Consider the following 14,912-nt stretch of genomic DNA (forward strand, 5'->3'; position numbering starts at 1 on the left):
GTGCGACTATCCGCGGGTGAGCTTGCGGTGGGTGACGCGGTGGGGGCGGGCGGCGTCGGGGCCGAGGCGCTCGATCTTGTTGGCCTCGTAGGCCTCGAAGTTGCCCTCGAACCAGAACCAGGCGGCCGGATTGTCGTCGGTGCCCTCCCACGCCAGGATGTGGGTGCAGGTGCGGTCCAGGAACCAGCGGTCGTGGGAGATGACGACCGAGCAGCCGGCGAAGTTCTCCAGCGCGTTCTCGAGCGAGCCCAGGGTTTCGACGTCGAGGTCGTTGGTGGGCTCGTCGAGCAGGATCAGGTTGCCGCCTTGCTTGAGGGTCAGCGCCAGGTTCAGGCGGTTGCGCTCACCACCGGAGAGCACGCCGGCCTTCTTCTGCTGATCCGGGCCCTTGAAACCGAACGCGGAAACGTAAGCACGGGAAGGCATTTCCACATTGCCGACCTGGATGAAGTCCAGACCCTCGGAAACGACCTGCCAGACATTCTTGTTCGGGTCGATGCCGCCACGGTTCTGGTCGACGTAGCTCAACTTGACCGTGTCACCGACGCGGACATCGCCGCTGTCCGCGTTCTCCAGGCCGACAATGGTCTTGAACAGCGTCGACTTACCGACACCGTTCGGGCCGATGACGCCGACAATGCCGTTGCGCGGCAGGGTGAACGACAGATCCTTGATCAGCTGGCGATCGCCGAAGCCCTTGTCCAGGTGATCGACCTCGACCACGACACTGCCCAGGCGCGGACCCGCGGGGATCTGAATCTCCTCGAAGTCCAACTTGCGCATCTTCTCGGCCTCGGCGGCCATTTCCTCGTAGCGGCCCAGACGCGCCTTGTTCTTGGCCTGCCGCGCCTTCGCGCCGGAACGGACCCAGGCCAGCTCCTCCTTGAGGCGCTTCTGCAGCTTCTGGTCCTTCTTGCCCTGCACCTCGAGACGCTCGGCCTTCTTCTCCAGGTAGGTGGAGTAGTTGCCCTCGTAGGGGAAGGTGCGGCCACGGTCGAGCTCGAGGATCCACTCCGCGACATTGTCGAGGAAGTACCGGTCGTGGGTGACGGCCAGGACGGCGCCCGGGTAGGAGGCCAGGAACTGCTCGAGCCAGAGCACGGATTCGGCGTCGAGGTGGTTGGTGGGCTCGTCGAGCAGCAGCAGATCGGGCTTGCTCAGCAGCAGCTTGCAGAGCGCGACACGACGACGCTCACCACCGGAGAGGTTGGTGACCGGCTCGTCCGGCGGCGGGCAGCGCAGCGCGTCCATGGCCTGCTCGAGCTGGGAGTCGATATCCCAGGCGTCGGCGTGGTCGAGGTCCTCCTGCAGCTTGCCCATTTCTTCCATGAGCTCGTCGGAGTAGTCGGTGGCCATGAGTTCGGCGATCTCGTTGAAGCGGTCCAGCTTCACCTTGATGTCGCCGAGGCCCTCCTCGACATTGCCGCGCACGGTCTTCTCTTCGTTGAGCGGCGGCTCCTGCATGAGGATGCCGACCGTCGCGCCGGGCGCGAGCCAGGCATCACCGTTGTTCGGCTGGTCCAGTCCCGCCATGATCTTCAGCACACTGGACTTACCGGCACCGTTCGGGCCGACGACACCGATCTTCGCGCCGGGAAGGAAGTTCAAGGTCACATTGTCCAGCACGACCTTGTCGCCATGGGCCTTTCGCACCTTGATCATCTGGTAAATGAACTCAGCCATAACGGCAAGCCTAACTGTGTGTAGTGGCGGGTTCTCCGGCAGTATCCGCATCCACGGACGGCCGTTGAACGGGGTCGGTCCGGTCGGTTCGACCGAAGGTTTTGCGCACCACCGGGGCGGTGCAGCGACCCAGGTCGGGTCCGACTGCGAGGGCTCGCATCTCGAGGTCGGTGCGCTCCGCGCCATCTCGGGTGGTGTATTCGTTCGAGCGCAGTTGCCCGTACGCGATGATCGGATCACCTCGCTGCAACGACGCTTCGACTCCTTCGACGATCCCCCGTCGCCAACAGCTTACGGTGAGATACAGGGTGCCTCCGTCGACCCAGTCGCCGGCGCCCTGATCGTAGCGGCGGGCGGTGCTGGCCAACCGGAAGCTCAGGACATGGTCCCCGTTCTGCATCACCCGCCGCACCGGATGGGTGACGATCCGGCCGATGACCGCGGTGTTCGCCTCGTACATTGCACTCCCCCTTGCCGATTCGAGCAACTGTTTTCCGACGAACTCCAGCTTCGTCGGTCGGCAAGGCCGGAGACAGCCCCGAGGCGGCGAGTGTGGACAACACGCGGCCTGTGGACAACTACCGAGCGAGGAATTGCTACAGCGTCGCGAGATCGGTATTGGCCCCGCACAATACGATGACCGGCCGCTCCCCCGGCGCGGGCACGTACACCCCGCTCTGGATCGCCGCCACCGCCGTCGCGCCCGCGGGCTCCACGACAATGCGGAACTCCCGCCACAGGTACTCCCGCGCCATCACGATAGCGTCATCGTCGACCAGGATGGAGCGCACTCCGTAGCGCAGCGCCACCTCCATGGCGATATCGCCGATCCGGTTCGCGCCCAGCGCATCCGAGGCGATGCTGGCCACGTCGACATCCACCGGATGTCCCGCCGCCAGCGCCGCGTGCAGCGTCGGCGCGCCCTGCGGCTCGACCCCGATCACCCGGCCGCGCAGTCCCAGCGCCACCGCGACCCCGGCGACCAGTCCGCCCCCGCCGACCGCCACCAGCACCGGCGGCCGCCCCCGCACCTGCTCCTCGATCTCGAGTCCGACCACGCCGGCCCCCGTCACGATCTCGGGCAGGTCGTAGGCGTGCAGCGCCATGGCGTTGCGCTCGGCCGCCAATTTCCGCGCGTACTCGTGCGCCTCGGCGTAAGTCGTTCCGTGCCACAGCACTTCGGCCCCGTGCGACCACATCGCCGCCACCTTGGTGTGCGAGGCCGACTCGGGAACCACCACGGTGCACGACATTCCACGCAAGGCGCTGGCCAGCGCCGCCGCGATCCCGGCATTGCCGGCCGAGGCCAGCACCACGCCGGTCTTGTCGCCGCGCGCCTGCAGCAGCGCGTTGAGGCAGCCGCGCACCTTGAAAGTGCCGCCGTGCTGCAGGTGTTCGAGCTTCAGGGTCACCGGCACCGGACCGTGCGGGCCCTGGATGTCGGTGTGGAACACGGGGGTCTTGCGGGTGTGCCCACGCAACAGGCGGCGGGCCTGCCGCACGTCGGATCGGTAGAGCCGCTTGACTTTCCGGGTCGCCATGGCGACGTCGTTCACTTGCGCACCTCTCCGTCACGCCGGGCGAGCTCGGCGAACATGGCGTTGTACGCGGACAGGTCCGCGTTGTCGTCACGTTCGGCCTTGCGGTCGATCCGGTTCGCCAGGCGGGTGTCGCTGCGCGACCACTGGATGAGCAGCGCGAGCATCACCACCACCAGTGGTATCTCACCACTGGCCCACGCGAGGCTACCGCCGGTGTGCTGATCGGAGAGCAGGTCTTTGTTCCAGCCGAGGCCGAGACTGCGGTAGAACCAACCGCCCATCACGGTGTCCATGCTCATCAACGCGATGCCGAAGAAGGCGTGGAACGGCAGCGAGCCGAACACCATGCCCAGCTTGGTCAGCGGCTCGACCTGGCGTGGCTTGGGGTCGATGCCGATCACCACCCAGTAGAAGAGGTAGCCGCTGAGCAGGAAGTGCACGTTCATGAACAGGTGCGCGCCGTGCGTGCCGACGAACTTGTCGAAGATGCCGCCCAGGTACAGGGCGTAGAACCCGGCTACGAAGAACACCGCCGCGATCACGGGCTGGGTCATGAAGCGCGACACCGGGTTGTGCACGGCCGCCAGGATCCACTCGCGCGGTCCGGGCGGCGCGTCCCGACCGGCCGGTTGAATTGCCCGCAGCGACAGCAGCACCGGACCGCCCAGCGCGAACAGAATCGGCGCCAGCATCGACAGCATCATGTGCTGAGCCATGTGCACGCTGAACATGGCCGGGGCGTATCGCCCGACGCCGGAACTGGTCGCGATCAGCAGCGTCGCGCAACCGGCCAGCCAGGCGATGGTCCGCCCGACCGGCCACGCGTCACCGCGCCGGCGCAGTCGCCACACGCCCACCGCGTAGAGCCCGGCCAGCACCAGGGCGAGGGTGCCGAAGATCAGATCGAAGCGCCAGTCGAAGGCCAGGCGCGCCACGGTCGGCGGACCGGCCAGGTTGTAGCCGATCTCGACCTCGGTCGGGGTGGGCACGGTGCCGAGGTCGGGCGGCGGAGTGCGGCCGAGGCCGACCGCGAGGCCGACGGTCGCGGCGAACACCAGTGCCTCGACACCCGCGAAACGAATGAGCGCGCCGCGATCCTGCGGGTCCCGCTCCAGATCCGGGATGGCGCGGCGGCGCTGCAGGAATCCGATGATGCCGAGAATGATCAGCGCGGTGGTCTTGGCGAGCACCAGCTTGCCGTAGGTGGTATCGAACAGCTGCGACAACGGCACCCGCACATAGGCGTTGATCACACCGCTGATCGCGATCACCACGAAAGAGACGGTCGCCACTTTCGAGAATCGTTTGACCGCCAGCGCCGTGTGCTTACCGTCCCGCAGCGCGTAGGCGAGTACGGCGAACAGTCCGCCCACCCAGAAACACGCCGAAAGCAGGTGCAGGATCAGGCTGTTGGTGGCCAGATCGTGCGCGCCACCCGAGGACGAGTGACCGGTCAGCGCCACCGGCAGCAGCGACAGCACCGACAGCCACAGCAGCACCGGAGTCCAGCCCCAGCGCAGCGCGATCCGGCAGGCGATCGCCAGCACCACCACCATGAACACGGTGAATCGCCACGACCCGGCGACATCGACCTTGTCCGCGGCGCGCCAGACCTGCTCGGGCCGCAAGGAATTCTGCAACGGTTGCCCGGTGGTGTCCGACAGCGTCAGCGGCACCAGCAACGCCGCCGCACCCGCCCACACCAGGGCCGCGTTCCCGGCGCGCCGCAGCGCCCGATAACCCCCGACATCCAGCACTCCACTGCTCTGCGGCGGCACGAAGAACGCCGCGAACAACAGTGAGCCCACGGTCAGCGCCGCCGCGAAATCCGCGATCGCCCGCACCGCAGGCAATCCGTAGGTGGTCAGCGGTCCCGGATCCGGGATCCCCAGCAGCGTCAGTGCCTGCGCCGCCGACAACGCCACGACCAGCGCCGCCACCAGCGCGACCACCGCCGTACCCACCGCCGTGATCACCGCGAACCGCAGCCCCGACCCCGACCCACTGGCTGAAACGTCCGATCCTGCGGGCGGGTCCTGCGCTGACGACATGCGCCCAGCGTAGTTCGAAGCACCCATCCGGACTCCCCCAGGGTTTCCGGTCCTCCGGTACGCACACCCCGCCCGACGCGCCGAACAGTTGCTAAGCGACCCACCTTCCCTGATCTGGACGCTCGCTATACTTAACGCGCTGGACACCGAGATCGATTTGGGTCAAGGTGTTTGGTGCCCGCATCACCACGATGCCCGCACTGCCTCCGTAGCTCAGTTGGATAGAGCAAGGGCCTTCTAATCCCTAGGTCGCAGGTTCGATTCCTGCCGGGGGCGCATCACGGGTGACCTGCGCGAATATCGCCAGGTTCACTCATACCCACACCCCGCCCCGCTCAAACAGCGGCGCCACACCCCATAGCATCAAGACATGACCGCCGATGAGGCACTCATCACGACCGAGGAGTTCGAGCAACTCGCCCGAGCGGCCGATCGCATTGCGGAGGGTGTGCGACTCTCGAGGAAAAGGGCCGTATCGCAATCACACTCGGGCCCATCGAATGCCAATACAACGGCTACTGGGCCGGTCTGTATCTCTGACGTGCGGCTCACATCGTCGTCGACTCGATCTAGTCGATGTCCTTGTGGCTGACGACGACGGTTACTCTGCCGTCGGTCTTGATTTTCACCCATGTGCAGGCCTCGTAGGAATCGAGGATCCAGCCTTGATGGCGGCACGAGCCACTCCAGGTACTGGAATCGCCGAGGGAAGTCCGTTCCGGTGTGTAAGTCCATCCTTTGGTGTCGGTCAGGTGCTGCCGGACTTGTTCAGCGATCTGCTCGGGTGTTCCGCTCTTTCCTGCGATGTAGAAAGTTCGCTCGCAGTCGGTGCCGTCGGAATCGTTGGCGCAGTTGGAGGCTTCGGTCTTGGTCATCGACAGGCCCTCGGGGAGTGAGCCGATGGCGTCGACAGGAGGCGTGGTCGCGGTTCCCAGCTCTATCAGGCCCGTTGTGGTGACCATCAGCACCACAAACCCGCTCAGCAGACAGTACAAACCTCCGAGCGTCCAACCAATGCCTATGCGCACCTTGACGCCCCGGCCGAGCGGCACCCCTCGGGTGGGCGCCAACTCCATGATCGGCGCGAGGATCAGCACCACCATGACGAATACGGCCAGCACTACGCCGACGGTGAACTGGAAATCGGTACCGAACACCCCGTACTGCAGCGGGATCTGCACACCTGCCGCGATGGTCAGCATCGTGACCCCGACCCATCGCCCTCTCGGGGTCTGCGCCGCCAATGCCCAGCACAGCACCGGGAGCAGAAACACCAAGCATATGAACAACATGAGCCGGATTATCATGCCGCGAAAAGGAATTCGCTCCTCATTTTGGTGCACGCCTACGGTTAACACCGGGGGCCGTTGTGTCGATCTTGTCAGCGATCGCGATCTGGGGGTGTGGTGAAACCTGTTGTGGCAAGGCTGGTCCGGGGGATCGGCCTACTTGGGGTTGGGTGGGCGTTGATGATACCGACGGGTTGCGCGCGAGATCATGTGGCGCAGGGCGGGTCGCCGATGTCGGCGTCGGGCACCGCACCCTTGACCCAACTGTTTGTTCCGATACCGGTGCCGACCACGACGACTCAGGTCCCAGGACGCACATTGCCGCCGCAGACCACGATCGCGGCACCGCCGCAGGGCAATCTGCTGATCGGAGTTTGGCGTTCGGTGGAAGATCCAACCGATGTGCGGACTTTCGACGCCGACGGCACTGCCACCGAGCACGCCGGCGTCACTCCGTCCATCGCGACGACACGGTCGCGGTGGGCCTGGGTCACGCACGCGAGCGCGGTCGGAGGGCCTCCGGTCACGGATCTGGTTCTCAGATTGAGCAATATTGACGATCCAACCCCACTGGGACTCGGTGGCGTGTACTTCTATTCAGTCGATTTCGACGATCCGAACACGCTTGAACTGATGTATCTCGACGGGCCCGCCGGCGCATCACAGTACAGACGTGTGGGATGACGGGGAGGTAGGCGTGTTGCGGAATATGTTGGGGCGGGCAATTTTCCGTAGTCACGTCGGCAGGATCTGCGTGGTGCTGGTGGTCGCTGTGGCGGTGATCGGAGCGGCAGACGTGGCGAGCCATCGATCGCCGGCATCGGGCGGCCGGATGTCCCCGGAGCTGCATTCCAGTGGCGATAGCGCGTGGCTGATCGTGCGCGGGCCGGCCGCGATCGATGCGATGCGCCTGGTAGATGGCGTCTGGCAGAAGTGGGACACGCTACCCTGTGGCACCACCGGTGACCTGGATGCGTTCTCCCCCACCACGCTTCCACTGATCTGCGGCTTTCCGGACTACTTGCCGCGACGCTTCCGCACCCCCACCGGGTATGTGTTCGAAAACGCCGGCGTGCCATCCCTGCTCATTACTTACGACAGCGGTCGGTCATGGAACCGGGCGACCTTCACCGAGTGAACCGCACACAGTTCTTCCACCGACGAGTGTCAGTGCTGCGAAGATCCCCTACTCCGCAAGCTGGTCGCCACCGCCAGCCATAGAACGCCACCACCAATACCCCGGCCATCAGGCCCGATCGCCGCGAAAACCGCACTGCTCACCCCTCCGCGTTCAGTCTCCGAAGCTGACGGGCGTCCACGACGCTCCCCCGTCGTTTGTGACCAGCAGACTGCCGGCATTGGCGGTCCATTGCATCACCACACCGAATGACAGCGTGGGCAGGACGAGATCGCGGAAGTGAGCGAGTTCCGGGCTCGAGTACGCCGTTGTCCACTGCTCGCAACACTGAGCCGAGACCAGCAAATCCTCACCGGCAGCGAGCACCGCCCTGCCATTGTCGTTCGCAGCGAATCCTTGTGCCTCCATGACACTTTCGCCAGGAGCGGTACCTGCTGTGGAATAGGCGTCGGCGCTTTCATCGGATCGCATCAGAGGCAGCCCCAGGCCGGGGCCGGCGGAATCGCATGCCACCAGGATGTCATTCGCGGTCGCAGCGACTTTGACCCCGCCGGTGTCCGCGCACGGCAGTTGCCACGAAATCCAGTGACCGCCAACCAACCGAGCGCCATGAGGGGTCGGCCTAACCGGACTTTGACGGCTGACGTTCTCTGCGACGATCCACCCCGAGTCCGCCCTCAGCACGATCCGGGCGCTCGGTGCGGGACCGTTGTCCGGGAACGTCACACCCGTGTCCGACCACGGATCGGTGTCGATCCCCTGGGTGATGACATGGAGTCCTTCAGAGCCGTCGAGCACGACCGCGGTCACCAGACCTGCCGCGACCGCAAGGGCCAGTGGTCCCCTCATCCCGGTCGGCAGGTTGTCGGCTCGCCAGGTCACGCCGCCGTCGTGCGTCACCCAGGGCCCGGCCGGACCTATCCCGTTGCCGAACATCCATCCGTTGCGTTGATCGGCGAACTGGATGGTGCTCCCCTCCTTGGGGTAGGCGTGCTCGGACACCAGTTCGCCCGGCACCGCCAGCACCTGCCACGTCCGACCGCCGTCAGCCGTCCGAAGCACCTGTGTGCAACGCGAGTCCGCGCATCTCACCGAGCCCAGGACCCAGCCATCCTGGGCAGAAACGAAACTCACCGCAGCAGGCTGGAAGTCGGGGCCTGGACCTTGGCTTCCTGCACTGGTTGCCGTTGTGGGCACCGACGGTGGGGCGGCCGTCTCGATCCATGACGTTCCGCAGGACGCCGCCGAACCGACGATCGCGCTGACGGCCACCACCAGCGCTCCGACCAAGAGAACCGATCTCCGCGCAACTCCCATTGCCCCGCCCCGCTTCTTCCGCTGTTCGCCGCCGCAAGTTGGATCACCCTGCTGCACAGCTGCTCTGGGAGCACAACGTACCTCGCGGTCCGTGGACCGGCCGCGGGGAACCAATTCCCGGTGGCATGATCAGAATCGTTAATGCTCAGCCCCCTCACAACGATCTTGTTCACGGTCGAGGGTAGGGGAGAGATGAAATCCATTGCAGCGATGGCAATCTGCTTGATTGCCCTGATGGGGTGCCTGAGTGCCTCCGCGGCCGAATCGGGGTCGCCTGCCGGCCCTGCGACTTCCACGCCTGCAGCCCAAGGGTCGTATCGGGACCTGCTGACGCCCGAGGCGCGAAAGGCACTCGTCGACGCGGAGGCCGTCCGAGCCCTCGATCCATGTGGATTCCTCGACTACCGCGTCTTCGACCAGGTGGGGGCGCCCGCGTATATCGGAGCCGGCCGCGAGGTAGCCACGGAGCTCGGACTGAACAGTTGCGACATGCTTTTCGGCAGCGCCGCGGCCGGACAACTGAGTGTCACCGTCCAAGGTCGCTACCGGGGGGATACCTCGTTGCCCGGAACACCTCTTCAGGTCGGCGACACGACCGGGATGGTGGAGCCGTGGAAACCGTACGGCGGGTGCGATATTCGGATTCAGCTCGACATCCTCGACATCGACTATTTCGAACTCGGGTCAATGTGGCCGGAAAAGGATTCGTGCGCAAGCCTTTCGGCGATCGTCGAGGCGTCGGCTCGTCTCATCCACACCCGGCCACTGCGCGAGAACTCCCCCTACCCCGGCATGAAGACGAAACTCGGCCACGTCGACCCCTGCGGAGTCCTGGACAGCCTGCTGAAGACCTACCCCCTCGGCCCCGGCGGCATCTTCGACATCCACCCCGGCTGCACCTTCCACTATCAGCGATCGACCGATCACTACCCCAAGACGGTGACGATCACCTTCGGCATCGATGAACCGAAGCGGGTGGATGTCCCCCACTCTCAGCCGGATGACTTCCGCTCCGCGGATCCGATCGACTCGGTGCCCATCGCGACCCAAACCTGGAACGGCGGCATCGTGACAGTGCTCGAACTCGGATACTCCACCCCGATTCCCGTCAAGGTGGCCGCCGATGAAGCCGCAACGGAATTCGACACCGCCGCCGTGCAATGCAGCGGACAAGGCTGCGCCGATCTGGTCCATGCGATCACCGTCGCACTGGTCGAGCTCTACCACCGAACCCCGTAACCCGGTGTCCGAAGTCCGATGCGACTCAGCACGGTTCGGCGGTGATGCGGAGGACTGCTTTGCCGGGGATTCGGCGGGACATCAGGTCGGCGAGGACCGAGGGGGTGTCGGTCCAGTCGGCGGTTCGGCCGATCTGAGGGTGCAGGCGGCCGGTGTTCATCAGAGCGACCAGGGTTGCCAGGTCCTCGGCGTCGGTGTGGTCGGAAACGAAGTGCGCGAAGTGGCGCAGGGTGAAGCCGGTGCCGGCGGTGAGGAAGGAGAAGAAGTCCAGGGTTATCGGTTGGCGGCTTGCCTGGCCGAACCAGAGGATCAGGCCGCCGGGGGCGAGCCGGGCGGCCGCGTTGGAGAACTCCTGGCCGCCAATGGATTCCATGACCACGCCGAAGGGGCCGGTGGTGTGCTCGGAGGCGGATACCACCTCGTGTGCGCCAAGTCGGCGGAGTTGTTCGGCTGCTCGCGGGTCGGAGGTTACCGCGGTGACGATCGCGCCGGCCGCGGTGGCCAGTTCGACCAGGTAGTGGCCGACTCCCCCGCCCGCGCCGGTGATCAGCAGGCGTTGTCCGGTGAGTTCGCCTGCGGCGCGGCGCAATCGCACTGCGGTGAGGCCCGCCAGTGGCAGGGCCGCCGCGGCGATCACATCCACCGTTTCCGGCAAGGTCGCGAGCGCCGAGGTCGAGATCACCACGCGTTCCGCCCAGCCGCCTGCGGCCTTGCCCACCACTCGGGTCCCGGCCGTCGGACCCGATCCGTCGGCGGCGGCGCGCAGAACTGTTCCGGCCACATCCTGCCCACGTACCGAACCGGCCGCGGGCAGCGAGCCGTAGGTGCCGTTCATGGCGAATCCGTCGCCACGGTTGATCGAGAATGCCTCGACCGCGACCAGTGCCTGATCCGGGGCCGGTACCGGGTCGAGCACGTCCGCGAATTCGACGGGTTGGGCCGGGTTTCCGCTGAACACAAGAGCTTTCATCACGACTCCTTGGCGAGTGGTCGGTGCGGCACCGGTTGTGCGTCGCACGAGCCGAGAACACCGCACCGGGCCCCAGTGCCGCCAACAACCATCGTCGCAATTTGACAACCGCGGGTTGTCACTCCAGGTTGAACCGATGGAGATCGATCTGGGCGGCGTGCGGGCGCTGCTCGCCGTCCTGGAGCACGGGCACTTCGGCCGGGCGGCGCAGGCACTGGACATCAGCCAGCAGGCGTTGTCCAAACGCATCGCGGCTCTGGAACGGATGGCCGGGACTCGACTGGTGGATCGCGGCACCCATCCGATCGGCCCGACACCGGCCGCTACTCGCTTTCTGCCCGCCGCCCACCGGCTGATCGATGCCGCCGATCAGGCGCGAGGGGCATTGCACCCGCCGACCACACCGCTGCGAATCGATGTCTGGGGACACCTGTTCGACCCGATGCGGACCCTGCGCACCGCACTCGGTCACGGCAGGCCCATCGCCGCCACCATTGGGCACGCCCGCGATCTGGCCGCCGCCGCATCCGCCTTGCACCGCACGGAGATCGATGTCGGCTTCGGGCGCAGCCACCACCTCGATGGCGAGAATGCGCTGGCGGCGCGCATCGTGCGGTTGGAGCCCCTGGACGCACTGCTGAGCGCCGACCACCCGCTGGCCGACGCGGCCGAAATCCGTCTCACACAACTGCGCGAGGACAGGCTGTGGTCGCCCCTGCCCCTGGCGAGACTGGACTTCCTCGACCACCTTGCCACCCATTTCGGACTCACCACCCACGTCGCCGACGGCAACCTCGGCCTGGACCACCTGCTGGACGAAATCAGTAGCAGCCCAGACCTGTTCACCGTCATACCGGCCGACCGCCCGCTGCCCGCCCACCCCGGCATCCGCACCGTCCCGTTGACCCATCCCACCCCGCTCTACGCCTGGTCACTGCTGCACCGCCGCACCGACCACGGGGAACGACTCACGCAACTCCACACCGCCTTCGCCGAAACCGCCCGCATTCGCCGCTGGCTCGAATACCACCCCGACCGGGACTGGCTGCCCGAACCCGACCTGACGCGATTCCGCCGTCAGCAAACCCGGTGCGAGGTTGGCGAAGTCGGGTGATCGACGCGGCGATTCAGTCGGGCAGGACCGTGGCAGGCGGCGGGAGGGTTCCGTCTACGAGGTAGCGGGTGATGGCGTCTCGGGTTCGACCGGGGAGGAGGAAGGAGGTGTGGCCGTCGCCTTCTCGGGTCAGCAGGACCGCGTTCGGGATTTGGGTGGCGAGTAGTTGGGCCCAGCCGTAGGAGGTCGAGGGGTCGTGGGTGGCGTTTACCAGGAGGGGGACGATTGTGGGGGTGGCGGTGCCGGTGTGGGGCGGGTTGCTGAAAGCGGCTGGCCAGCCCACGCATTGGGCTAGGTAGCTGTAGCTCTGGCTGGCGCCGAGGGTGGTGGGGGCGAGGGTTCGGAGCAGGATCTGTTGGGTTTCGAATCGTGGGTAGGTGTCGAAGTCGGCGCGGAATTCGGCGCAGCCGACCGCCAGTCCGGAGTCGCCGGTTTCGGTGGCGGTCGGTGCGGACAGGGCGCTGGCGTCGCCCTTGCGCGCCTGGTCGAGGGCGGAGGCCAGGGCGGGCCGGCCGCCGAAACGTGGGGTGGGAACGGCGGGTTGGAACAGCAGGTCTTCCTGGACGTTCAGCAGCAGGTCACCCGGGCGAACTTCGGCTGCGCAGAGTCCCGAGGTTGCACAGCCGGGTGCGGGTAGCGGCGTTTGCCGGGCTCGGGTCACCAGATCGCGGACGACAGCGGTGGCGTCGTCGCCGTGCAGGGCGCAATCGGTGGTGGTGTTGCACCAGGCGGCGAAGCGGTCGAGGCTGTCCTCGAACGCGGTGGATTCGTAGACGCTCATGGTGCTCGGCGGTAGCGAATGAACCAGCGCCCCATCGAGAGCCAGGGCACGGCTGTTGGCGGGAAACAGGCGGGCGTATTCGTAGCCGATCTCGGTGCCGTAGGACAGTCCGAGGTAGCTCAGCGGTGCTCCACCGAGACGCTGTCGCACCACTTCGAGATCTCGCGCGACGCTGACGGTGTCCACGTGATCGAGCAACGGTCCGGTCCTGGCCTGGCAGCTCTGCCCGAATGCTCGGTTGGCCGCGACCATTTCATCGAACGCGGCCTGATCGGCGGGAAAGATGTCGGGCAGTTTGTTCTGTAGCGCGGGGTCGCAGCGCACCGCCGGCCGACTGGTCCCGATGCCGCGCGGGTCCAGGCCGATGAGGTTGAATCGCGCCTTGATCTCGTCGGGAATCAGGCCCGGGTGCTGACTTTCGACCCCGATGATCTCGGTGCCCGAACCGCCAGGTCCGCCGGGGTTGATGATCAGATCGCCGAGACTGCGCCCCGAATCGGTCGCGGGCAACCGGTCGATGCCCACCGTGATCTTCTCCCCGTCGGGCTTGTCCCAATCCAACGGCACCTCGATATCCGCGCACTGCACCGTCGTGCCGTACTCGGTCGGGCAGGGTTTCCACGTGATCGGTTGCGGCGCAGCACGAGTGGTGTTACTGGACCCGCACGCCGTACAGATTGCGGCGAGCAGCACGGTGGAAAGCAGCAACTTCGTGACCGGAGCAATTCGCAAGCCCACAAAGAGAACCATACCCACGCCTCAGACACTTGTTCTGCCTCCGCGCGTTTCCCTGTGGCACGTTGGTGGCATGTCCGACAGTCGAATCGCCGCAGACGGCCGCCCCGAGGTGCGCATCGTGCACCTGAATCTGGAGACGTTCCGAGCGCTCGCCGACGGCGATCTGACGGCCGCCAATGCGGTGAGCCCGGTCCCGCTGACGGCGCACTTCGCGGAGCCGGAGTGGCGGGGTACCTGGTTGCGGCGCAGGGTTCAGGTGGAGCGGGAACCGGAGAGTGCGGCATGGGTCACCGGCGTCGTGTGGGACGAGCGGCGGCGAGTCGCCGTGGGGCGAGCGGGTTTTCACGGTACCCCTGACGAGTCGGGCATGGTCGAGATCGGCTATGCCGTCGATCCGGCGCATCGGCGGCGCGGCTATGCCCGCGCAGCGCTGGAGAGTCTGTTGCGTCGCGCCGCTCGCGAGCCTCGGGTGCGGACAGTTCGAGTTTCGATCAGTCCCGACAACCTGGCCTCGAATCAACTGGCCGCGCAATACGGTTTCGTGGAAACCGGCCGGCAATGGGACGACGAAGACGGCCTCGAAATCATCTACGAGATTGCCGCCGACCAGCTGTAGGCCGGATGTCTACTTCGGCGCGGTCAGTTCGAGGGCGATGTTGTCGGGGTCCCGGAATTCCAGGATGTAGCTGACGCCGATGTCCTTGATCTCCTCGTGGGGGATGCCGGAGGCGTCGAGGTGGGCGGCAGCGGCTTTCAGGTCGACCAGGGAGGGCAGGGAGAAGGCCAGGTGGTCGAGGCCGACACGGTTCTCGTCGAAGCGGTCGGCGGCGGCGGGGCGCAGGCCGAGCAGCCCGTGTTCCAGGCGGTAGATGACGCCGCCGTGCAGGAAGCTGAGGCGGGCACGGGTTTCGGCGTCGGCGTCGGCTGGGACCTCCAGGGCCACCGGCCAGCCGAAGACGTTCTCGTAGAAGGCCCGTGAGCGTTCGATGTCGCACACGGTGAGGCGGATATGGGCGAAGGATCCCGCGGAGATCGGCACGGTACCGATGCT

At 66.3% G+C, this 14,912-nt stretch carries 14 protein-coding genes and 1 tRNA gene; 6 read left to right on the top strand and 9 right to left on the bottom strand.

Annotated features, from left to right (window positions below; translation table 11 throughout):
• Positions 1 to 6: 6 nt before the first annotated feature.
• From ettA to ACFXHA_RS16345, 4 genes are all read right to left on the bottom strand, one after another.
• Positions 7 to 1,683 (bottom strand): energy-dependent translational throttle protein EttA, encoded by a 1,677-nt coding sequence (gene ettA / locus ACFXHA_RS16330; protein ID WP_379357359.1) that lies wholly within the window; start codon positions 1,681 to 1,683, stop codon positions 7 to 9.
• Positions 1,684 to 1,693: 10 nt separating this feature from the next.
• Positions 1,694 to 2,143, bottom strand: coding sequence for a single-stranded DNA-binding protein (locus ACFXHA_RS16335; RefSeq protein ID WP_379357361.1), 450 nt, complete (start codon positions 2,141 to 2,143; stop codon positions 1,694 to 1,696).
• Positions 2,144 to 2,279: 136 nt separating this feature from the next.
• Positions 2,280 to 3,224: a threonine/serine dehydratase gene (locus ACFXHA_RS16340; protein WP_379358298.1), complete on the bottom strand. Its 945-nt coding sequence runs from the start codon at positions 3,222 to 3,224 to the stop codon at positions 2,280 to 2,282.
• Positions 3,225 to 3,235: 11 nt separating this feature from the next.
• A complete protein-coding gene (locus ACFXHA_RS16345) occupies positions 3,236 to 5,275 on the bottom strand; it encodes a cytochrome c oxidase assembly protein (protein ID WP_379357363.1) in 2,040 nt (679 codons plus the stop codon).
• Between the two features lie 202 nt (positions 5,276 to 5,477).
• Between ACFXHA_RS16345 and ACFXHA_RS16350 the strand changes: the two genes are divergently transcribed.
• Positions 5,478 to 5,551 (top strand) — tRNA-Arg (locus ACFXHA_RS16350).
• A 293-nt stretch (positions 5,552 to 5,844) separates the two neighbouring features.
• On the opposite strand, the gene ACFXHA_RS16355 is transcribed toward ACFXHA_RS16350, so the two are convergent.
• A complete protein-coding gene (locus tag ACFXHA_RS16355; RefSeq protein ID WP_379357365.1) occupies positions 5,845 to 6,477 on the bottom strand; it encodes a hypothetical protein in 633 nt (210 codons plus the stop codon).
• 405 nt (positions 6,478 to 6,882) lie between these two features.
• Here ACFXHA_RS16355 and ACFXHA_RS16360 point away from each other — a divergent pair, with 405 nt between their 5' ends.
• Entirely contained in the window at positions 6,883 to 7,248 is a 366-nt protein-coding gene (locus tag ACFXHA_RS16360) for a hypothetical protein (protein ID WP_379357367.1), read from the top strand.
• A 70-nt stretch (positions 7,249 to 7,318) separates the two neighbouring features.
• A complete protein-coding gene (locus ACFXHA_RS16365; RefSeq protein WP_379357369.1) occupies positions 7,319 to 7,702 on the top strand; it encodes a hypothetical protein in 384 nt (127 codons plus the stop codon).
• A 153-nt stretch (positions 7,703 to 7,855) separates the two neighbouring features.
• On the opposite strand, the gene ACFXHA_RS16370 is transcribed toward ACFXHA_RS16365, so the two are convergent.
• Positions 7,856 to 8,719 carry a hypothetical protein gene (locus ACFXHA_RS16370; RefSeq protein WP_379357371.1) on the bottom strand — a complete coding sequence of 288 codons (864 nt, stop codon included), beginning with the start codon at positions 8,717 to 8,719 and terminating at the stop codon, positions 7,856 to 7,858.
• Positions 8,720 to 9,229: 510 nt separating this feature from the next.
• Between ACFXHA_RS16370 and ACFXHA_RS16375 the strand changes: the two genes are divergently transcribed.
• Positions 9,230 to 10,258: a hypothetical protein gene (locus ACFXHA_RS16375; protein WP_379357373.1), complete on the top strand. Its 1,029-nt coding sequence runs from the start codon at positions 9,230 to 9,232 to the stop codon at positions 10,256 to 10,258.
• A gap of 25 nt (positions 10,259 to 10,283) precedes the next feature.
• On the opposite strand, the gene ACFXHA_RS16380 is transcribed toward ACFXHA_RS16375, so the two are convergent.
• On the bottom strand, positions 10,284 to 11,228 hold the full coding sequence (locus tag ACFXHA_RS16380; RefSeq protein WP_379357375.1) for a zinc-binding dehydrogenase: 945 nt from the start codon (positions 11,226 to 11,228) through the stop codon (positions 10,284 to 10,286).
• Positions 11,229 to 11,364: 136 nt separating this feature from the next.
• On the opposite strand from ACFXHA_RS16380, the gene ACFXHA_RS16385 reads away from it, so the two are divergent.
• Positions 11,365 to 12,342 (top strand): LysR family transcriptional regulator, encoded by a 978-nt coding sequence (locus ACFXHA_RS16385; protein WP_379357377.1) that lies wholly within the window; start codon positions 11,365 to 11,367, stop codon positions 12,340 to 12,342.
• A 13-nt stretch (positions 12,343 to 12,355) separates the two neighbouring features.
• Here ACFXHA_RS16385 and ACFXHA_RS16390 read toward each other — a convergent pair whose 3' ends face one another.
• Positions 12,356 to 13,861 (bottom strand): alpha/beta hydrolase, encoded by a 1,506-nt coding sequence (locus ACFXHA_RS16390; RefSeq protein WP_379357379.1) that lies wholly within the window; start codon positions 13,859 to 13,861, stop codon positions 12,356 to 12,358.
• Positions 13,862 to 13,931: 70 nt separating this feature from the next.
• On the opposite strand from ACFXHA_RS16390, the gene ACFXHA_RS16395 reads away from it, so the two are divergent.
• The gene (locus ACFXHA_RS16395) at positions 13,932 to 14,477 is read left to right on the top strand and encodes a GNAT family N-acetyltransferase (RefSeq protein ID WP_379357381.1); all 546 of its coding nucleotides are present in this window, start codon (positions 13,932 to 13,934) and stop codon (positions 14,475 to 14,477) included.
• Between the two features lie 9 nt (positions 14,478 to 14,486).
• Here the strand turns inward: ACFXHA_RS16395 and ACFXHA_RS16400 are convergent, their stop codons facing one another.
• Entirely contained in the window at positions 14,487 to 14,900 is a 414-nt protein-coding gene (locus tag ACFXHA_RS16400) for a VOC family protein (RefSeq protein WP_379357383.1), read from the bottom strand.
• Positions 14,901 to 14,912: the final 12 nt, after the last annotated feature.

Origin of the sequence: Nocardia sp. NPDC059240, assembly GCF_042753865.1 — a bacterium.
Classification (GTDB): domain Bacteria; phylum Actinomycetota; class Actinomycetes; order Mycobacteriales; family Mycobacteriaceae; genus Nocardia.